The 18,649-nt window shown below is 46.4% G+C and carries 21 protein-coding genes; 14 read left to right on the forward strand and 7 right to left on the reverse strand.

Annotated features, from left to right (window positions below):
- The first annotated feature begins 178 nt into the window (after positions 1 to 178).
- Both ACQ4XT_RS13165 and ACQ4XT_RS13170 read left to right on the forward strand, forming a co-directional pair.
- On the forward strand, positions 179 to 1,588 hold the full coding sequence (locus tag ACQ4XT_RS13165; protein WP_446854052.1) for a PTS transporter subunit EIIC: 1,410 nt from the start codon (positions 179 to 181) through the stop codon (positions 1,586 to 1,588).
- Positions 1,581 to 3,077, forward strand: a complete 1,497-nt coding sequence (locus tag ACQ4XT_RS13170; protein ID WP_446854053.1) for a glycoside hydrolase family 32 protein — start codon at positions 1,581 to 1,583, stop codon at positions 3,075 to 3,077. Before ACQ4XT_RS13165 ends, ACQ4XT_RS13170 begins: the two co-directional genes overlap by 8 nt.
- A gap of 39 nt (positions 3,078 to 3,116) precedes the next feature.
- Here the strand turns inward: ACQ4XT_RS13170 and ACQ4XT_RS13175 are convergent, their stop codons facing one another.
- Positions 3,117 to 3,752 (reverse strand): YczE/YyaS/YitT family protein, encoded by a 636-nt coding sequence (locus ACQ4XT_RS13175; protein WP_446854054.1) that lies wholly within the window; start codon positions 3,750 to 3,752, stop codon positions 3,117 to 3,119.
- A gap of 146 nt (positions 3,753 to 3,898) precedes the next feature.
- Positions 3,899 to 5,455, reverse strand: a complete 1,557-nt coding sequence (locus ACQ4XT_RS13180; RefSeq protein WP_446854055.1) for an ABC-F family ATP-binding cassette domain-containing protein — start codon at positions 5,453 to 5,455, stop codon at positions 3,899 to 3,901.
- A 110-nt stretch (positions 5,456 to 5,565) separates the two neighbouring features.
- Between ACQ4XT_RS13180 and ACQ4XT_RS13185 the strand changes: the two genes are divergently transcribed.
- The 5 genes from ACQ4XT_RS13185 (at position 5,566) to ACQ4XT_RS13205 (ending at position 10,451) form a co-directional block, all read left to right on the forward strand.
- Positions 5,566 to 6,456, forward strand: coding sequence for an NAD(P)/FAD-dependent oxidoreductase (locus ACQ4XT_RS13185; protein WP_446854056.1), 891 nt, complete (start codon positions 5,566 to 5,568; stop codon positions 6,454 to 6,456).
- A 173-nt stretch (positions 6,457 to 6,629) separates the two neighbouring features.
- Positions 6,630 to 8,144: a potassium/proton antiporter gene (locus ACQ4XT_RS13190; protein WP_446854057.1), complete on the forward strand. Its 1,515-nt coding sequence runs from the start codon at positions 6,630 to 6,632 to the stop codon at positions 8,142 to 8,144.
- 681 nt (positions 8,145 to 8,825) lie between these two features.
- Positions 8,826 to 9,251 carry a DMT family transporter gene (locus ACQ4XT_RS13195; RefSeq protein ID WP_160911406.1) on the forward strand — a complete coding sequence of 142 codons (426 nt, stop codon included), beginning with the start codon at positions 8,826 to 8,828 and terminating at the stop codon, positions 9,249 to 9,251.
- A gap of 16 nt (positions 9,252 to 9,267) precedes the next feature.
- Complete coding sequence (locus tag ACQ4XT_RS13200) at positions 9,268 to 9,963, forward strand: Crp/Fnr family transcriptional regulator (RefSeq protein ID WP_446854058.1); 696 nt, start codon at positions 9,268 to 9,270, stop codon at positions 9,961 to 9,963.
- Positions 9,964 to 9,974: 11 nt separating this feature from the next.
- Positions 9,975 to 10,451, forward strand: a complete 477-nt coding sequence (locus ACQ4XT_RS13205; RefSeq protein ID WP_446854059.1) for a DMT family transporter — start codon at positions 9,975 to 9,977, stop codon at positions 10,449 to 10,451.
- A 31-nt stretch (positions 10,452 to 10,482) separates the two neighbouring features.
- Here ACQ4XT_RS13205 and ACQ4XT_RS13210 read toward each other — a convergent pair whose 3' ends face one another.
- From ACQ4XT_RS13210 to ACQ4XT_RS13225, 4 genes are all read right to left on the reverse strand, one after another.
- Positions 10,483 to 11,373: a manganese catalase family protein gene (locus ACQ4XT_RS13210; RefSeq protein WP_146813024.1), complete on the reverse strand. Its 891-nt coding sequence runs from the start codon at positions 11,371 to 11,373 to the stop codon at positions 10,483 to 10,485.
- 12 nt (positions 11,374 to 11,385) lie between these two features.
- Positions 11,386 to 11,613: a YuzF family protein gene (locus ACQ4XT_RS13215; RefSeq protein WP_146813025.1), complete on the reverse strand. Its 228-nt coding sequence runs from the start codon at positions 11,611 to 11,613 to the stop codon at positions 11,386 to 11,388.
- A gap of 259 nt (positions 11,614 to 11,872) precedes the next feature.
- Positions 11,873 to 13,714 (reverse strand): terpene cyclase/mutase family protein, encoded by a 1,842-nt coding sequence (locus ACQ4XT_RS13220; protein WP_446854060.1) that lies wholly within the window; start codon positions 13,712 to 13,714, stop codon positions 11,873 to 11,875.
- Positions 13,715 to 13,828: 114 nt separating this feature from the next.
- On the reverse strand, positions 13,829 to 14,329 hold the full coding sequence (locus ACQ4XT_RS13225) for a peroxiredoxin family protein (protein ID WP_446854061.1): 501 nt from the start codon (positions 14,327 to 14,329) through the stop codon (positions 13,829 to 13,831).
- 319 nt (positions 14,330 to 14,648) lie between these two features.
- Between ACQ4XT_RS13225 and ACQ4XT_RS13230 the strand changes: the two genes are divergently transcribed.
- The 4 genes from ACQ4XT_RS13230 to ACQ4XT_RS13245 all read left to right on the forward strand — a co-directional run bounded on the left by ACQ4XT_RS13230 (position 14,649) and on the right by ACQ4XT_RS13245 (position 16,694).
- Positions 14,649 to 15,260: a hypothetical protein gene (locus tag ACQ4XT_RS13230; RefSeq protein WP_446854062.1), complete on the forward strand. Its 612-nt coding sequence runs from the start codon at positions 14,649 to 14,651 to the stop codon at positions 15,258 to 15,260.
- A gap of 64 nt (positions 15,261 to 15,324) precedes the next feature.
- Positions 15,325 to 15,750 (forward strand): DUF4871 domain-containing protein, encoded by a 426-nt coding sequence (locus ACQ4XT_RS13235; RefSeq protein WP_446854063.1) that lies wholly within the window; start codon positions 15,325 to 15,327, stop codon positions 15,748 to 15,750.
- Between the two features lie 218 nt (positions 15,751 to 15,968).
- The gene (locus ACQ4XT_RS13240) at positions 15,969 to 16,187 is read left to right on the forward strand and encodes a hypothetical protein (RefSeq protein ID WP_446854064.1); all 219 of its coding nucleotides are present in this window, start codon (positions 15,969 to 15,971) and stop codon (positions 16,185 to 16,187) included.
- 66 nt (positions 16,188 to 16,253) lie between these two features.
- Positions 16,254 to 16,694: a GNAT family N-acetyltransferase gene (locus ACQ4XT_RS13245; protein WP_446854065.1), complete on the forward strand. Its 441-nt coding sequence runs from the start codon at positions 16,254 to 16,256 to the stop codon at positions 16,692 to 16,694.
- A 178-nt stretch (positions 16,695 to 16,872) separates the two neighbouring features.
- On the opposite strand, the gene ACQ4XT_RS13250 is transcribed toward ACQ4XT_RS13245, so the two are convergent.
- Positions 16,873 to 17,235, reverse strand: a complete 363-nt coding sequence (locus ACQ4XT_RS13250) for a VOC family protein (RefSeq protein WP_446854066.1) — start codon at positions 17,233 to 17,235, stop codon at positions 16,873 to 16,875.
- 56 nt (positions 17,236 to 17,291) lie between these two features.
- Between ACQ4XT_RS13250 and ACQ4XT_RS13255 the strand changes: the two genes are divergently transcribed.
- From ACQ4XT_RS13255 to ACQ4XT_RS13265, 3 genes are read left to right on the forward strand one after another with little or no spacing between them, the layout of a single operon-like run.
- Complete coding sequence (locus tag ACQ4XT_RS13255) at positions 17,292 to 17,741, forward strand: GyrI-like domain-containing protein (protein WP_446854067.1); 450 nt, start codon at positions 17,292 to 17,294, stop codon at positions 17,739 to 17,741.
- A gap of 48 nt (positions 17,742 to 17,789) precedes the next feature.
- On the forward strand, positions 17,790 to 18,134 hold the full coding sequence (locus ACQ4XT_RS13260; protein ID WP_446854068.1) for a MerR family transcriptional regulator: 345 nt from the start codon (positions 17,790 to 17,792) through the stop codon (positions 18,132 to 18,134).
- Complete coding sequence (locus ACQ4XT_RS13265) at positions 18,131 to 18,589, forward strand: SRPBCC family protein (protein ID WP_446854069.1); 459 nt, start codon at positions 18,131 to 18,133, stop codon at positions 18,587 to 18,589. Before ACQ4XT_RS13260 ends, ACQ4XT_RS13265 begins: the two co-directional genes overlap by 4 nt.
- Positions 18,590 to 18,649 lie beyond the last annotated feature (60 nt).

The following is an 18,649-nucleotide window of genomic DNA, read 5'->3' on the forward strand; positions in this document are numbered from 1 at the left end:
AAAAACGGTTGACAGGCCATCATGTAAGCGATAACATGAACGTAGTAGCAAAAGCGATTTCTAGAGTCGCTTTTCTTTATAGCAAAAAGTGGAAACGTTTCCACTTACAAACCTTTATTTTTACCCTAAAGTGGAAACGTTTCCACTTTAGGGTCAATATGAAATAGGAGTGAGGCGGATGGCTAAAAATGCGAAAGTGGTGGCAAGTCAGGTCTTAGAAGCTCTTGGTGGAAAAGAAAACATTTATAGAATGACTCATTGTGCTACAAGGTTGAGAGTGGAGCTGCATGACGATCAAAAATTGAACCCGGACGCGTTTGACTCCATTGCAGGGGTCAGTGGATATTTCCATCAGAGTGGCCAACACCAGGTCATCCTGGGTACGGGTTTTGTTAATAAGGTATATGCTGAATTAACAAGTCAAGGGATTACTGAAACACAAGGAGAAAAGGAAGAGGAAACGGGAACAAACCGTACGAAGGCTCAACAATTGACGAAGACTTTTGCTGATATTTTTATCCCTGTCATCCCTGTGTTAATTGCCACAGGTTTACTGATGGGACTCAGAGGTTTGTTGATCAATGGTTTTGGAATGGAATTATCCAACACGATTTTGGTATTATCCCAAGTGCTTACAGATACAGCCTTTACGTTTATTCCCGTACTAGTGACATGGTCCGCGATGAAGAAATTCGGTGGTTCACCCGTCATCGGAATCGCTCTTGGTTTAATGTTGGTCGCGCCTCAATTGCCGGATAAATGGGCCGTTTCTTTTGGAGAGGCGGAACCATTACTTCTGCCGTTCTTCGGCTTTGATATTCCGATTACGGGAATGCAGAGTTCCATTCTTCCCGCCGTTTTTATGGGGTGGATCGCTGCAAGGATTGAGAAGAGTGCAAGAAAATATATCCCTGAAGTGTTGGACTTGATTTTAACTCCATTTGTCACCTTGTTATTTTCACTTGTTTTAGGGTTGGTCATGGTCGGTCCCCTAATTTTAGGGATTGAAAATCTGATCACATCAGGAATCATGTATTTCTTTGAACTGCCATTCGGGCTTGGAGGTTTCATCTATGGGGGAGCGATTCAGTTCCTTGCCATTACAGGGATGCACCATACCATTGTACCGATTACCGTCAAAATGGTTGCGGAAACCGGCTACGACTTGATTAACCCAATTGGTACAGCTGCTATAGCAGGACAGGCTGGAGCTGCCATTGCTGTCATCCTCAAGGTAAAGAATCGAATCAAACGTTCGAATATGTTCGGATCTGTCATTCCGGCCTTTTTAGGAATCACGGAACCAGTGATGTTTGCCATTAACCTGCCGAAAGTAAAGCCATTTTTCTTCGGTTGTTTAGGAGGAGCCGTCGGTGGAGGTTTAGCTTCCATCTTAGGAATAGCAGCTGCAGGAACTGGTTCGACGATGCTGCCGGGACTGCTTCTCTATATCGGAGATGGTTTCTTTCAATATATTCTCGTCATCCTTGTCTCGCTGGCGACCTCTTTTGCTGTGACATTTTTGGCCTATAAAGAAAAGTCGACAGCCCAACAACCAGATATGAACTATCAGGTCAATCATGGATAAAACGTTTGACTTGAATGTAAAAGAAAGGGATTTGCCTATGATGACAGCTATTGATTTTACGAATCGTAAAAACCGTTATTTACGTTTGACGGATGTGTCCGAATATTATTTGCAACACATTGAAAGGACGGCGAAAGAGGATCCATATTACCCAACCTATCATGTAGCTCCAAGGCATGGACTACTCAATGATCCGAACGGTTTATCTTATTACAATGGAAGACACCATATCTTTTATCAGTGGTTTCCTCTAGGACCTGTCCATGGACTGAAGCACTGGTACCATGTTTCGACGAAAGATTTTGTCCATTATGAAGATCACGGTGTCGCTCTTTCGCCTGATCATTCTTATGATTCTCACGGCTGCTATTCAGGATCCGGAGTGGTGGAAGATGATTCTCTTCATCTCTTTTATACAGGGAATCACTTGACTGGTGACGGAGAGGTCGTCCAAAGCCAGGTTCATGCGGTGATGGATTCTGACAATTTCATCAGGAAAGAACAGGTCATAGCCGATGGTTCTCCTGAAGCATTCACCCATAACTTCCGTGATCCTGTCGTTTTTGAAAGGGAAGGTTCCTATTACATGTTGGTCGGTGGTGAAATGAAGACCAGTGAAGGGGGACTGGCCTTATATAAAGGCGGCTCAATGGATCAGATGTCTTACGAAGGAACAGTGTCCACTCCATTAGGTAAGCTCGGTTACATGTGGGAATGTCCCAATTACTTTGAAGTGGAGGACCAAGGGGTCTTCATTTTTTCCCCGCAAGGAGATTTAAAAACCGACAAGTACAATTTCAACAATGTATTCTCCGTCGCTTATATGATAGGAGAGCCACTGGACCTCGAACGTAGACATTTTGAAGTTGAGGATTATATTGAATTGGATAAAGGTTTTGACTTTTACGCACCTCAAACGTATATCGATAATCAAGACAGAAGAATCCTCATCGGATGGCTCGGAAATTCCAAAAGCGAATACCCGACGGACCCTAACATGTGGGCTCATATGTTGACCATACCGAGAGTACTGGAAGTCAAGGACAATCAATTGATTCAAAGCCCTGTGGAAGAACTGATGGAACTCCGGAAAGACAAGGAGGCACTTGAGCCTCTCCATAGACTCCATTCACAAGCTTTTGAAATGAGTGTCACGGTTGAGAGTGTTTTTGAAATAACCTTCGAAAATGACAAAGGGGAGTGTGTGACCTTCTCATCAAATGGGGAAGAGTATGAACTTGACCGCTCAAAAATGACACATGTGTATGCAGAAAAGTTTGGAACAAAAAGGTATGCAAAAAGAAGATGCCTGACCAGCCACGAAGTTGAAATTTTTGTTGATCGGTCCACTATTGAAATTTTCTGTGATGATGGTGCAACGGTTTTCACCAGTCGTATGTTCGTAAGCAATCTTGATATGGTCCGCTCTGCCGGGGTATCCGGCAATCTTTATCATTTGAGTTCTGCAGAATTCTTGGAATCAAACTAAAAAAAGGAGGACTGTTTGATGCAGTCCTCCTTTTTAGTTTCAGGCTTGCTGATAAGCTTTTTCTCCTGTGGGATGCATTCTGTAATACAATGGGTACGCTCTCGTGTAGAAATATTGAATGACTGGCCCGAGAAAGAGCATCGGTGCAAGGGTGCCCAGTCCGACCGGTCCACCAATGGCCAAGGCAAGGCTTGTCATGATCACCGCCACCAAAGTTTGACCAGTCTGAAGACTCAACTGAAACCTGGAACTTACCGCAAGGAACAGCTGATCGACTGGAGCTCTCGGGAATTGCGGCAGGATATAGATCGCAACTCCCAATCCGATGAATCCGACTCCCGCAAGCAGCGTCACGACTTGCAAAGCGAATGGGGCCGTGGACAAGTTGACTGGAGCAAATACAAATTCCAACCAAAAGTCCAAAATCAAACTTTCCAGAAACACAGGCACGACAGCCCTCGATTCAGGCAGGGAATTCATCAATTTGGCATTGATGAAAATGATGATCAGTTGAAAAGCCCCGTACCAAAATCCGACGGTATAACCGAAGTGATCGGATACACCGATGAAAAACGAGGTCCAGAAACCAGCCCCGAGCGTCGCATTGATGAGAAGCGCGACTCCAAAGAAATTGATGAACATTCCGACAAGGTAAACCGTGGCACGATAAAGCATGACAAATGCCTCCCTTCCATAAAAAAAGTGGTCACGAGTAGAGAATTTCTCTAAATCGTGACCACATTTTATTAGCGATTGTTTTATAGGTCAATCAAAAAATTTTGGAAAGAAAACCGAGTCCCGGCATGGAGGAATTTCGACTCTTAAAATACTTTTGTCGTCCAGTCTTCGCAGTTCCAAACATCTGTGACGACATCTTCGTAAAATTCAGGTTCGTGTGAGATCAGCAGCACACTACCTTTGAATTCCTTCAACGCACGCTTCAATTCAGCCTTGGCGTCCACATCCAGGTGGTTCGTCGGCTCATCGAGTACGAGCAGGTTCGTTTCTTTGTTGATCAATTTGCAGAGGCGCACCTTTGCTTTTTCGCCACCGCTCAATACTTGGACCTTACTCTCGATATGCTTACGAGTCAGTCCGCATTTCGCCAGCGCCGCGCGTACCTCGTATTGGGTGAAGTGACGGAACTCCTCCCATACTTCCTCGATACATGTGTTGTCACCGATCTCTTTCAACTCTTGTTCAAAGTAACCGATGTGCAAATGCTCGCCAAGCTCCACGGAACCTGAAACCGGCTGGATCTCACCAAGAATACTTTTCAGCAAGGTCGTTTTTCCGATGCCGTTCGCTCCGGACAAGGCGATTTTCTGTCCGCGTTCCATTGATAGGTTGAGAGGTCTGGACAGCGGTTCATCATAACCGATCACGAGGTCTTTTGTTTCAAACAAATACTTCCCTGGAGTCCGGGCCTGCTTGAAATTGAACTGCGGTTTCGGCTTTTCGGCATCGAGTTCGATGACGTCCATCTTATCCAGCTTCTTCTGACGGCTCATCGCCATTTTACTTGTCGCTGCATTCGCTTTGTTTCGGGCAACGAAGTCCTTCAAATTGGCGATTTCTTTCTGCTGCTTTTTGTAGGCGGCTTCCAACTGCTGTTTCTTCATGTCGTAGACGCGAAGGAATTCATCATAATCGCCAGGGTAGCGGGTGAGCTCCTGGTTTTCCATATGATAGATCAAGTTGACCACACTGTTTAGGAACGGAATATCGTGGGAAATGAGGATGAAGGCATTCTCATATTCCTGCAGATACGTTCTCAGCCATTCGATATGTTCGACATCGAGGTAGTTGGTCGGCTCATCGAGAAGCAGAATTTCCGGCTTTTCCAGTAACAGTTTCGCAAGCAGGACTTTCGTTCGCTGTCCGCCGCTGAGGTCATGCACATCACGGTCAAGCCCGATTTCGTTCAGACCGAGTCCGTTCGCGACTTCTTCGACTTTGGCATCAATCGTATAGAAGTCGTTATTCGTCAGCATATCCTGAAGGACGCCGGTCTCTTCCAATAAATCCTGAAGCTCATCCGGGCCGACTTCGCCCATTTTGGCAAAAAGGTCGTTCATCTCCTGCTCCATATCGAACAAGTATTGGAAAGCCGTCCGCAAAACATCGCGGATCGTCATGCCTTGTTTTAAATCGGCATGCTGATCAAGGTAACCGATACGGATTCGCTTCGACCAGGTGATTTTCCCGGCATCCGGCTCAAGTTTTCCTGTAATGATATTCATGAATGTCGACTTGCCTTCACCATTCGCTCCGATCAAGCCGATGTGTTCTCCTTTTAACAAACGAAAAGACACGTCATCAAAGATCGCACGATCCCCGAAGCCGTGACTCAAGTTTTTCACTGTGAGTAAGCTCATTGTCGTTAACACCTTTTCTATCGTTAGATTCGTCCTTCTATATTATAAAGGGGAATGAGGGGAAACGATAGGGGAAAAGTAGGAAGAGTTGAGGAAAGGAGCGGATGGGCTTGTCTTATGATTGTGTCATCATCGGTGGAGGGATTGCAGGCTTGCAGGCAGGGATCATGCTCGGAAGGTACCGGCTCCGGGTGTTAATGATCGATAGCGGCCGGGGGCGGTCCAGTCTTTGCCACAGGTATAACAATATAATTGGGTTTCCAGATGGAGTCAGCGGCCGACAGCTACGCCAGGACGGGATCAAACAAGTACAAGCCGCCGGAGTAGAGACACTGGAAGGTAAAGTCGTTGATGTCCATTCAAATTTCGTTGTTGAAACGGATGAGGGGAAATCCTTTCACACTCGGACGATTTTGTTCGCTACAGGGATTGAAGAAAAATTCCCGCCTATCCACGGTATTAAGGAATGTCTGGGGTTATCTGTATATGTTTGTCCGGATTGTGATGGATTTGAAATCATCGGTAAGAAGACGGCTGTCGTAGGAAAAGGAGAAGCGGGTGCGCAGATGGCGCTCACTTTGAAAGACTGGAGCAAGGAGATCATTTTCTTTAATCATGCAGGGGCACCTTTATCCCTTGAGACACAGGGGAAGCTTCGGGAACACAGGGTCCTTGTACAGCAGGCGGAAGTCGCTAAGTTTGAGCATCACAGAGGTGTACTGGAAGCGATTCTTACAGAAGGCGGTCACCGCTTGGAAATAGATAAAGCTTTTCTTGCTTTCGGTGGAAATAGGATTCAATCGGATATAGCGGTCAAGCTTGGAGCTGAAGCAAACGATAAAGGCCACCTCCTCGTGGATCCCAGGACGAAGATGACCAATGTTGAAGGAGTCTGGGCCGCAGGTGATGTGATGGATCACACTCAATTCGTCACCACGGCCATGGGTGATGGGGCACAGGCGGCGGTCTGGATACACAAATGGCTGAAAGGCGCAAGGTGATATCTTTGATTTCAGGCCATGGATATAGGATAATGATGGATATACCATGGACGCTTCTTATCCTAAACATTCTACTTCAGATCGATTGACCCACGCTCCATCTACTGTTTTTCCAAGATATCAATCCAAACCATTCAAAACAAATTGAGTGCATAAGGAGAATCGAAACCTACATGTTTTTTGACGCTTTTGGGACGGATTCATTTTTATTACTTACTGCATTATTACTATTCAGCGGTGTGCTTGTAGCGAAGTTTTCCAGCCGCTGGGGCATACCTGCTTTGATTTTGTTCATCATGGTCGGCATGGCCTTTGGCAGCGAAGGTCTTGGGATCGTTTATTTCAGTGATGCCGGAACAGCCCAGGTCATCGGCGTATTTGCCCTCGTCATCATTTTGTTCGAAGGTGGTCTACATACGAAATGGGGAACGGTGCGCTCCGTTGCTGTACCTTCGTTATCTCTTGCAACGATCGGGGTGCTGATCACCTCCCTTATTGTAGGACTTGCCGCTTATCTATTGTTTGAACTCAGCTGGCTGGAATCGTTCCTATTCGGTGCGATCGTTGGCTCCACCGACGCAGCGGCCGTTTTTGCCGCATTGAAAGAAAGAAACATCAAGGCGAAAATGGGAGCGACCTTAGAAGCGGAGTCTGGAACGAACGACCCGATGGCCGTCTTTTTGACGCTCTCTCTCATTGAATTGATCACAGCAGAACAATCATCATTCTGGATGCTGATTCCGACGTTCTTCCTTCAGATGGGGCTTGGCCTTATCATCGGTCTGGGGTTAGGAAAATTAGCATCCCTGTCCATTAACCGCATCAAACTGGACTCCAGCGCCCTTTATCCGATTTTTTCCGTAGCCTTTGCTTTAGCCACCTACAGCATAACCGCATTTAGTGGAGGAAGTGGATTTTTAGGTGTGTACGTAGCGGCACTGGTCATCGGAAATAGTGAACTGACGTATCGCTACTCGATCTTCCAGTTCAATGAAGGGTTCGCCTGGATGGCACAGATTCTCATGTTCGTGATCCTCGGCCTTTATGTATTCCCGAGTGAATTGTTTACAGCTTCTATCATGGTAAACGGCATATTATTATCCATTGTGCTTATTTTAATCGCAAGACCCATTGCCGTTTTCTTATCGATGATCAAAATGAACTATTCAACGAAAGAAAAGCTGTTCATATCCTGGGCAGGCCTGCGCGGGGCCGTACCAATCGTACTCGCAACCTTTCCGATTGTGGAAGGACTGCAGAACAGCCAGGCCCTATTCAATCTCGTTTTCTTCGTCGTGCTGACCTCAGCACTCGTCCAGGGATCGACGATTTCTCTTGTTGCGAAAAAAATGAACCTTGTCGGACCGAAAAAAGACATTCCGCACCACAGCATCGAACTGATCTCTATGGGGAAAGCCAAAGCGGAAATGATTCAATACCAAACCAATGCCGAATCAGCCGTTGTCGGAAAGAAACTCCATGAAGTCAGCTTCCCCAACCGTGCCAACATCAGCGCCATCATTCGGAACAACGAAGTTATCACGCCTTATGGAGAGACGGAAATCAAAGCTGGAGACTTCCTGTACATTCTTGTGGAAGAAAAGTACAAGGAGCAGCTGAAGAAAACGTTAGAGCAGCGTGTACAGAAAAGTGAACAGCTCATGAAAGAAAAAGACGCTTCCTCCTAAAGCGTCTTTTTCTAATGGACAGATATATAACAATTAAGCTCCAGATTGTAGAGGGTTCGATTTCGAGATAACCGGGGTTCGTTGCCGTATTGGGCGGCAGGGGTTGTTGGGAAGCCGCTCGCTTTCCTGCGGGGATGACGGAGAGCCTCCTCGAGCTCCGCTCTGTGGGGTCTCTCCAGCCAATCCATTCCCGCGGGAGTCTCCCAGCTTCCCAACAACCCCATTCGATAGCGGAGAGAAACGCCCCCTATAACTAGGTGAGATGTTTCCTCCCCAATAAGAAGCAGGCACAAAACGCTCTATATCAAGCTCTCATGCTTGGAATGATCGCCGGGGAAAGTTTAATATTTTCCACTTCGCTTGAGCATACAAAGATCGTTCTCGAGTAGCGGTTTCGAGCTCAACACATGGCAAAAGGGGCGGAGGGGAATGGGGAGACTCCTGCGGGAAAAAAGTGCTTGGTGAGACCCCACAGGACGCAGTCCGAGGAGGCTCACCGCGCTCCCGCGGAAAGCGAGTCATTCCCCGCAGCCCCCATCGACTCACAAAAGTGTCGAAACTAAGCCTTTAAGAATCCCGCAATATTAATGAATATGTGATAAATTTAAGGCTTTAGGACATATGTCCTTTCCGGAATTGGCGTCATCCTTTTTAATGGAATTCAGAATAGGAGGATGAACGATGAAAGGTGCTTTATTTTCACTACTCGGAGGCTTGTGCATCACGATGCAGGGCATCTTCAACGCGAGGATGAGTGATTCCATAGGCGGCTGGCATACCACTTCGATGGTCCATCTGGTCGCCTTCACGATATCCATTCTTGTATATTTTTATGTCAGAGACGGAAAAGGGAAAAGCTTTAAAAGAGTACCCTCCCTTTACTTGATCGGAGGGACGTTCGGAGTTGTCGTCGTATTCGCAGAATTGACGGCCATCAAAATGATCGGACCGGCGAGTGCCATCGCGATTTTACTCGTCGCACAAATCGGTACGGCTTTTGTCATCGAATCAAAAGGCTGGTTCGGGGAGAACAAAGTTCCTGTGACGAAAAGGCAGGGAATCGGAATCGCTATGATGCTCGTGGGTGTCATCCTTTTCCAGTTGTAAAAAGGAGTTCGTTTTTATGAAAGAAAACAAAAAAATCAATCCGCATGCTTATATCGAGAGGTACGAGTTGGAACGGATTTTTCCAGAAGAATTCATTCCGAAAATCAACGTGTACACCTTCACGAAAGGTGATGTTCTTTTTGCTCCTGGTGAAACGTTGGATGACATGTATTTACTCGTTGAGGGTAAGATCAAAATTTTCACCCTGACACCGGAAGGGAAGTCTCTCATCAACCGTTTCAAACGACCGCTCGGAGTCATCGGGGATGTGGAATATGTCAAAGGGAATTCGGTCATCAATTCTGTCGAGGCTGTGTCTGATGGGGTGATGCTTGCTGCATCCTTTGAGGACTTGAAGGTTCTTGAAAGGAATCATCCGCCATTCATTCGTTTTTTACTGGAGACGGTGGCGCACAAGTTTTATTCTGAATCCCAGGCGTCGAGCCTGCATATGCTCTATCCTGTCGAAGTAAGGCTGGCCAGTTATTTCCTATCCATTTCTTCCGATGGGGAGGGGACGCTTTTTCATCAGGAAATGCGGACGGCGAATTTAACTGAGCTTGCGGAATGGGTGGGGACGAGTTACCGCCATTTGAACAGGGTGCTGAAAAAAATGGTATCCGATGAAATTATCGAACGAGCGAATGGATCGATTAAGATTAAAGATTTGGAAAAACTCCGGGACCTTGCGAACGGAAACATCTATGAATAAGGAGGGTTACAATGCTAGGTGTATTATTTTCAGTTGTGGCCGGTATTTTGATCAGTATGCAAAATGTGTTCAATGCACGTGTCAGTGAAAAAACAGGATCGTGGGCGACGACATCACTCGTGCTCGGTTTAGGGCTTGTCTGTTCTCTGCCCGTCTTCTATGCCATGGAAGATAGGAGCTTGTTTGATTTCGGTGATGTGAACAAAATCTTTCTGTTCAGTGGCGTTTTCGGAGTAGGAATTGTGTTCTGCCTCATGCGCGGAGTGACCCTGATCGGCCCCGCCTATGCGATTTCCATCGCCCTCATATCCCAAATCGTCATCGCTTTTGTGATCAATACGGGAGGCTGGTTCGGCTTCGATGCTTCTCCTCTTTCTGTGACGAAGCTTGCCGGAATCGCTTTGTTGATCGGCGGGGTGCTTGTGTATAAATTGGAAAAACCGCCTGTAGAAGAAGAACAAGAGGAAGTGGAACGACTGAGAGCGTGACCTCACATGGAGGATCACGCTCTTTTTTTCGTTACATATTTTCCATCAGCTTCTTGGCGATCCGTTCGTAATCATCACGGTCGATTCCAGGGGCGAATTCTTCCGGCAGGTCATCAAGGTCAGGGATCGGAGCTCCTTTTGGCGTCCCTTGGATGACCTGGAGCGGCTGCCCGTTCTCAGGGTTCGTCCCTTTCCAAATCTTCTTGATTTCCTGATAGTCATAATCGCTCCATGTGTACAGAATATTATCCAGTCCCTGATCAAGGTAGGGGCGGGCATAATCGAATTTGGAGTTATCAAGGTCAGGAACAGGAAGCATTTTTTTCACATCGACACCAGTGGCGATTTCCAAGGCTTTTGCATAGGCAAGAGCATGCGTGCCTCCACGGACAAGTAAGTAGCCGATCATTTCACGTGCCGTCGGGTGATCGGTCATTTCATAGACCCTCATCTTATGGGTTCGTGCACCGAGTTCGAGGAAGAAGTTGTGTAAAAGGTCAAGCACCAGGTTGCCACTGGAAAATACGTTGTCGCCCGTCCAGGCACGTCCCATCGAGTCGCCGGGGAGGGCCGTCTGGGCTGTCGCTATGAATTGATAGGAATTTCTTTTGTTCAACCCGTTTTGCAGGGGAGCGATGTTGGGATCCCCGGTAAAAGTCACTCCGCGGGTGAGAAGGTTAATCGAATTGTTGACGAGTTCGACATGTCCGAATTCTTCCGCTGTAATACTTGCCACAAGATCGTAGAATGGACGGTGCTTTTTCTTTTGACGAAAAGCGAAGGACTGAAACATGTAATTATTCAACGTAGACATTTCGCCGAACTTTCCACCTAAAAGTTCTTGTACAGCAGCTGCTGCATTGGCGTCGCCGTGTTCGGGAATGGTCAAAGCAATCTGCATCCGGTCGAGTCGCTTAAACATGACATCCTCCTTTTACTTGTATCGTTGGTCAGGAAACACCCAGACGATCTGCTGGGTCCGTACGAAAAATGGAGTTCCACTCACCTCGACGACAATATGATCCGGCATGACTGTCTTCAATCCGCCGCGTACAGACCCTTGTGTCGTCTGGACGACGACAGGTGCGCCTTGAATGGACAAGAGCGTCTGGTACACATAGGGGTCGATAGCGGAATTCATGGACACGTTTTGAGAATTCATACATTCTGCTCCCTTCACAGGTAGTCTCACTTAAAGATGTATATGTACAAACCTCCTTTTTAGGCATCCTGTGCTGGAAAAAAGAGGCGGAGGTTTGTGTTTTCACCCTGTGGCTTTCGATATATTAGCGAGTTTCCGGGTTTTATTAGCAGGTTCTTGATTTTTATTAGTAACTTTCCCGCTTTTATTAGCAGGTTTCGGAGTTTTATTAGCGACTTCACTGATTATATTAGCAACTGGGCGATATGGTGATGATCTTCTATGAGCTGAGCGATAAGTATTTCTTCAGCACAAGGAGCGGCCAAATGTAGTTGTAGCTGTGATAGTAGATGTAAATGTTTCCTGGCAGTCCTGCTCCTGTCGGGTATTCATAGGTCCAATCCTTCGCCTCCAGTTTTCGAAGCAAACAAGCGATTCCTTTTTCCATGAGCGGCGTCCGTTTTTCGTATACCATCATCAAGGCATCCAGAGCCCATGAAGTTTGTGAAAGCGTACTCTCTCCTAAAGGAATGTAGGTCTTCTCTTGATCACTTTTACAGGACTCTCCCCATCCACCGTCTTCATTCTGAATGCTCTCAATAAATTGGACGCCTCTTTTGATGGAACGGTCGTCTTTGCTCACTCCTACCGCCCGCATACCTGTGAGGGCAGCCCAGGTTCCGTAAATGTAGGTGATGCCCCAGCGTCCATACCAGGACCCATCGGTTTCCTGATGGGAGCGCAGCCAGCTCAAAGCTTTTTGAATACGAGGATCCGTCAAAGGGAAACGAGCATCGGTACCGAGGAATTCGAGGGTCCGGCCCGTCAAGTCCGCTGTGGAAGGGTCGATGCTTGCCGATTCCGCCCCATCCATGGGAACAAACGTCATGAGAGGGTTCGTTTTCCCTCTCTCGAAGGCAGGCCACCCTCCGTCTTCATTCTGCATCGCGAGCACCCACTTCAAGCCTCTCGTGTAATGGCTCTGGAGGGAGGGATCTTTTCGCAGTGCCCTCAATGCCGCTGTCGTATCATCGACGTCAGGGTGAATACTGTTGCTTTTGGAAAATCCCCATCCTCCTGGTTCTGTATGGCTGGTCGTGACCATCCAGTCTCCGAATTTGGTCTGTTGGTGTTTCAAGAGAAATTGCTCTGCTTCATGTAGAGGGACATCCGATGCGGGACGCACTTGAAGGGCATGACTCAACAGGGCCGTATCCCATATATCAGAAGGCGAGTTTTGGATATGTAGGCCACGCTCTGTGGAACAGGCATGCCGGATCAGCCCCTGGATGGCTTCTTTGATGATGGGATCGTGTTTTTGATACCCACAGCTCACTAGAGCATAAATCATATAAAAAGTGGAAGTGAAATAGCTGTATAAGGTTCCATCCTTCTCAATCCGTTGCAGCATGTAGGTGAGCAGACGCTGCCTTGCAAGCAGATAGAGTTTGTGAGGAAGGCCAGTCAGAGATTTGACCGCTTCCTGGACACTTGTCAATAAGGACCGGTTTTCCTCAGGAATCAGCTCTTGCTCCTCTCGAATGAAGCAGTCACTCATATCGGGAATGCGTTTGTTTTTCATCACAAAAGGTTGATCGGATAAGAGCAGGAGTGGTGCCATGTGCACACGGGCGTAACTACTGAAATCGAAAAAAGAAATGGGAGAAGAAGGGGGCAGTAAAATGATGTGAACAGGCAAATGGAAGAGATTCGGCCATGGATACTGTCCGTGGATGGCTAATGTAATCTTAGTTAGAGAATGTGCACGATTCAGCCCGCCTTGCTTCCGGATGAATGTTTTGGCTTTCCTGATCGGGAGGTCTTCATTCGAATAGTATCCGGCATAAAGAAGAGCGAATACCGCTTCAATTGTTGCGGAAAGGTCTCCTTCATCGTCGGGATAGAGTTTCCAGTATCCCTGTTCGTTTTGAAGAGAAGAGAGACGTGCGCACAACTGATTGGTCAACTCTTTTTCTTTTGTAAAAGTTTGAAGCAAAAGAATCATCCTGGTATCGGTGATCAAACTGTTTTCAAAACAAAAATGAAAACGTCCGTCGGCTGTCTGGTGTGCATGAATCTCATCCGTCAATTGGGCAATGGCTTCATTCATCCGTTCATTCACAATGATTCACCCTCTTTTCATCCATCCTACTTTTTTATATGAAGCGGATGCTTCATTCAGAAGAAGCTCTTTACACATAAAAAACGAGCTTCCATGATAGAAGCTCGCTCTTCGTTATTTCATATTTTCCCGGATATACTTAATGATTTTTCTGATTTCATCAGGGTGTGGCCGGCCGAACGGACTTGTTTGTCGCTGCTGATAAAGGACGCGTCCCTGTTCGTCGGTTAAAAAGTAAGCCGGTTCACCGTGCGTTCCGTGGTCTTCGTAAGGAGCATGCTCATCATGATAATGAACATGGTAGTTGGAAAGGAACTCCAGGTTCTCATCCATCAAGACAGGGAAGGTGAAGTCGTGCTCACTGACCATCTTTTCCAAACGGTCCTTGCTTTCGTGAGTAATCGCGGCGAATTTGATGTCATGTTCTTCAAAGTAACTCAACGTATTTTGAAACTCGTCCAGCTCACTCATGCAGACAGGGCACCAGGAGCCGCGGAAGTACACGAATAAGTACCAATGATTATTTCCTTTTAGATCCTCAGAAAAGTGGAACTCTTCCCCCTGCACGGAAGACAGCTTGAAGTCCGGGGCATGTTGATATAATTTAAAGCTCATTGAATGACACTCCCTTATCATTTTTATCGCTCATACATCCCCATACCCTTATTTAGTTACATGTAATTATTTTTTTCGACATTCAATGATAGGATTCGTTCAGAAGAAGCTTTTAGGAACGAGGAGCAGGTGATGGATCGTTTTTTCTTAAAGGGTTTACACATATGTTATTGAAGTTGTTAGGGGATGGAAGTTTCATTAATGGACGGACATTACTTTGGAAGGTCAAACTCACATTCTATGAATATGAGAACGAAGACCTTGGAGAAAGAAAATGATACCCAAATTTTGGTATAATTGGATGTGGGGGTGGGGACAAGTGAAAACAATTCTTTGTATCGTTGGAAGTATCGCGACAATCGTCATAGCAATTGTATTACTTTTTATATATGAAATGACCCCGGAGGCAAGTAAGGAAACGAAGGCAGAAGCGATGGGGGAAGATTATATACAAAAGCATTTTGAGGGACTGGCGGAGGTCTACGATGTGCTTTATGACAATATGGGGAATCATGAGTTCGATTACGCCGCAAAAGTAACGCACAAGTCAACAGGGGTTGATTTTCTAATCTATGAATCTCGGGGTTCCGGGAAAATGAAGGATACCTATGCACAGAGTTACTACGAAAATCAAATAGAGAAGGATCTTGAACCATTTGTAAAGGACAAGGAAGGGGTGGTTTCCCATTTGGTACATATTCCAGATGTCCCTGTCGAGTACCAGGGGGAGGAGGATCTGCCTGTATTCAAAGACTTGACCCTTGTTCCACATGTCATTATAGACCTGGATCGAGCGGCGAGGGATGATGATAACGAAACGATGGAAGAACTCTTCGTCTTTATGAAAGAGAACCTGGAGATTGAGCGGGGAGGTGGTCGTTTTGTGTATGATCCGTCCTCTGGAGATGAGATGCTCGACATGAGTTATTGAACAGGAGTGATTTTCAAGAAGGAAGAGTCTTTTTCTTACAGCAGAAATAAATAGGAGGGGTGTTATGAAAAAAATCGTATGGATCGTTTTTTTAATGGTTTGTGTCGGCTGTCAGCAGGCAGGGAATGAAGAGACCGAAGTCAGCACGAAGACCGAGGAGTTTGAAGCCGGTTCCTACACGATGAGAGGAATTCCTGACAGAGTCGCTTTTATCGATGCCCCATGGGTTGAAGATGAGGCGCAAAAGTACATGTGGCATTTTTGGGGAAATGAAGATGAACTTACGGGACCGTTCAAAGTCTCAGGTACTCATATGAAAACAGGTGAAACAGTCACCGTTTTCGAAGCTGCAGAGATTGCGGGACCGGTGAATGGCGCAGATGCATCCCTGCCATCAAATATGGTCCTGCCAGAGAGTGGAGATTGGAAATTGGAGACGAGTATGGATGGGGAGGCGTTTGGGACGATCCTTGTCCATGTAAAGGAATAGAGGAGGGATCCATATGGAAACGGCAGGCGTCATCATCATTTTTTTGCGATCGCCATTCTTCTTGATTACTTTTGGTTCGATCATGATCGTAAGCGCTGGGGATGGATGAAAAACTGGACGCGCATGCAAAGAGGTCTGTTTCTGGCAAGTTTCTTTTTAGCGGCTATGGTTATTTACATCGGTATGAGTCTTTAATTTTTTTGAAAGGTTTTTATTTTATGAGAGTCCTATTAGAGTTGTTACGGATCGTCTTCCTATTCATCTTCGGAGGGGCGCTGGTCTGGATTGTTGTCGGACTTTTCTTAATGTCCATCCCATATCCGGCGAGTACCAATGGCTGGGTGTGTACGGGATTCTATTCGTGCTGTACAGGAATCGCTGGCAGTTTTCAGGATGGTACAAGGGGCGGGGGAAAAAGACACTGCCTCGAAGGATGACTAGAATCCTTGTGTTCGCATCACCAAGGATTATGGCCATAATCAATCATTGAAGAGGGGAAAAGCATGGCAGGGAATGAAGTGATCGAGTTGAAAACCACAGAAGACATTAAATCTGCGTATCCTGTAATGAAGGAATTGAGGTCCCATTTAAGTGAAGAGCAGTATGTGGATTTGGTGGAAGAGGCGATGGCGGTGGACCGTTATCATCTTTTTGCATTAGTTGCGGATGAAGAGGTTGTGGCCTTGACGGGATTCAAAGAAATGACCACCCTGTATTATGGACGGTTTGTGTGGGTTTGTGATCTAGTGACATCTTCTGCGCATCGGTCTCAAGGATACGGTGAAGAATTGCTGGCGTTCGTTGAAGACTGGGCCAAGGAACATGGATTGGAAAGTGTCGCCCTTTCTTCAGGCCTCAGCAGGCTAAGGGCCCACCGATTTTATGATGGGAAGATGGATTACGACCGGGTCAGTTATGTGTTCAGAAAATCCTTAAACACCTAGGGATCGACAGGTGCCTCTGATGGTCATGATTTTCTGGCTGTTGCTGCTCTGTGCACCTGTTGTGATCTATATAAGAAGGGCCGTGAAAATTGGGAGGGTGGTCGTTGTCTTCTCCTTAGCTACTTTCTTACTTTCTTTATTTTTCGGTTCGCTTCAGTACGTGTACAGATAAGGAGGTTCATCCAGTGCAGATCATCACGATATTTCCGTCGGGGTCCTCGATGTTGAAAAAAGAGACATCGGCAAATCTTTGTATATCACTTTTAATGATGTATCCGAGCTCCTCAACGAAGCGATAGGCTGCATCAATGTCATCTGTATGAAAATTAAAAAGTGGATGGGGGGATGGGGCAACATTTGCTGCTCCTGCATCAAGGGTGACGCCTGTATGACTTTTCATAGGCAGGTTAAAGACAGGGGGATGGATATTTTCCTCGTCGTAAGGTTCACCGATCAATGCGCTGTACCATCGAGCCGAACGCTTGAGATCCTTGACAGGAATGAATGTCGTATGGAGACGGTTGCTAATCGGACTTTTCAAATGGCTTCCTCCTCTAATTGTTATATTTCTACCATACCATGAAAGGGCGTTATTTTATGAAAATGAACAACAAGGTGGAAGAAAAAGACGCACTTACGATCATAGGTTACAGGGTCGTCTGTGATGGAAAAGATTATATGTTGGAAATTCCGAAAGCAGCGGAAAAGCTCCACCAGCGTTTTCCGGAAGCGAATGTCCAAATAGGAGCATTTATCCCGGGAGATTGTAAGGAAGGAAGTGATGGGTACTGGCTAGGGGTCCCTCTCACTCATGATACAACCGTCCCGGAGGATCTGACCCGACTAAAAATAGAAAAGCAAACCTATGCCATTACTACATATAAAGGTTCAAACGAAAGAATTCGGGAAGCTTATGGGTCCCTGCATGAATGGATGGAGCGGGAGAGATATCCCCGGGATTTGGAAGCCTGGCATGTGGAAGTCTACCATTCGTGGCAGGACAAGGAAGAACTCCACATGGAACTCTGGGAAACGGTACGGACTTGACTCTGTGGTGCACCCCACGGTTTACTATAGGAAGTGGGAGGATACACCGTGTATAAAATCAGCGAATTTTCACAACTGACCGGGCTCAGTAAAGAGACGCTCCGGTACTATGCAGAGGTCGGCCTGCTTGAGCCTGCGTACATTCATCCGGATAACCATTATCGGTATTATGATGATGGCAGTTACTTTTTGGCGCTCATGCTCGGGAAGCTGCGGGCGCTTGGGTTCACCATTCAGGAAATGGTGAAAGTGATGGAGGATGAATCCTTTTTACATCTGGAAGAACTACTACTCGAAAAACGTAAAAAGATCTATGAAGAGATTCATGATCTCCAAGCGAGACTTGCTGACATTGATGCATTTTTAGAATCTGGCAGGGAGGAAGAAGAATGATCCAATGGGAAAACGATAGAGTGATTGCCGCACCAATCGATGAAGTGTGGGAGCTTTTCAGAGATTACAACATCAAACGGATCATGCCTAAAGTCGAAGAGCATGAACTGATTGAAAAAACGGAAAAGGAAGTAGGTGCCAAACACCGCCAAACGTACCGGGAAGGCAAACGCCTGGAAACTTATACGGTTGAGACGCTTGTTTATGAAGAATCGCCTGAACGCAAGCATAAGAAAATTGCGTTCGTCATCGGGAAAGCGTTCGAAGTGACGGCATCCTTTCTCTTGGAGAAAGTCGATGAGGAACACACAAGGCTTACTTATTCCGGACAAAACAAAGGCGTGAACTTCGTAGGGAAGGCCATGATGAAACTGGCGAACAAAAAAGGAAATGAACGTGTAGTCGAAGAATTTCTCGACCGTGTTGAAAAAGAAGCCACTCATACGAACGTATAAGAACCCGTCCATGGACGGGTTTTTGTTTCGCTTTCTCCATGAGATGGAAATGTGTACACG

This window comes from Halobacillus sp. 12SKB, assembly GCF_052941655.1.

Excerpts from the sequence above, each read along its gene's own strand:
- ACQ4XT_RS13200 (WP_446854058.1), top strand. The coding sequence starts at position 9,268 with ATGAAAGAAAACAAAAAAATCAATCCGCATGCTTATATCGAGAGGTAC.
- ACQ4XT_RS13210 (WP_146813024.1), bottom strand. The coding sequence starts at position 11,373 with ATGTTTAAGCGACTCGACCGGATGCAGATTGCTTTGACCATTCCCGAA.
- ACQ4XT_RS13165 (WP_446854052.1), top strand. The coding sequence starts at position 179 with ATGGCTAAAAATGCGAAAGTGGTGGCAAGTCAGGTCTTAGAAGCTCTT.
- ACQ4XT_RS13245 (WP_446854065.1), top strand. The coding sequence starts at position 16,254 with ATGGCAGGGAATGAAGTGATCGAGTTGAAAACCACAGAAGACATTAAA.
- ACQ4XT_RS13215 (WP_146813025.1), bottom strand. The coding sequence starts at position 11,613 with ATGAATTCTCAAAACGTGTCCATGAATTCCGCTATCGACCCCTATGTG.
- ACQ4XT_RS13190 (WP_446854057.1), top strand. The coding sequence starts at position 6,630 with ATGTTTTTTGACGCTTTTGGGACGGATTCATTTTTATTACTTACTGCA.
- ACQ4XT_RS13240 (WP_446854064.1), top strand. The coding sequence starts at position 15,969 with ATGAGAGTCCTATTAGAGTTGTTACGGATCGTCTTCCTATTCATCTTC.
- ACQ4XT_RS13170 (WP_446854053.1), top strand. The coding sequence starts at position 1,581 with ATGGATAAAACGTTTGACTTGAATGTAAAAGAAAGGGATTTGCCTATG.
- ACQ4XT_RS13235 (WP_446854063.1), top strand. The coding sequence starts at position 15,325 with ATGAAAAAAATCGTATGGATCGTTTTTTTAATGGTTTGTGTCGGCTGT.
- ACQ4XT_RS13225 (WP_446854061.1), bottom strand. The coding sequence starts at position 14,329 with ATGAGCTTTAAATTATATCAACATGCCCCGGACTTCAAGCTGTCTTCC.
- ACQ4XT_RS13255 (WP_446854067.1), top strand. The coding sequence starts at position 17,292 with ATGAAAATGAACAACAAGGTGGAAGAAAAAGACGCACTTACGATCATA.
- ACQ4XT_RS13175 (WP_446854054.1), bottom strand. The coding sequence starts at position 3,752 with ATGCTTTATCGTGCCACGGTTTACCTTGTCGGAATGTTCATCAATTTC.
- ACQ4XT_RS13265 (WP_446854069.1), top strand. The coding sequence starts at position 18,131 with ATGATCCAATGGGAAAACGATAGAGTGATTGCCGCACCAATCGATGAA.
- ACQ4XT_RS13180 (WP_446854055.1), bottom strand. The coding sequence starts at position 5,455 with ATGAGCTTACTCACAGTGAAAAACTTGAGTCACGGCTTCGGGGATCGT.
- ACQ4XT_RS13205 (WP_446854059.1), top strand. The coding sequence starts at position 9,975 with ATGCTAGGTGTATTATTTTCAGTTGTGGCCGGTATTTTGATCAGTATG.
- ACQ4XT_RS13195 (WP_160911406.1), top strand. The coding sequence starts at position 8,826 with ATGAAAGGTGCTTTATTTTCACTACTCGGAGGCTTGTGCATCACGATG.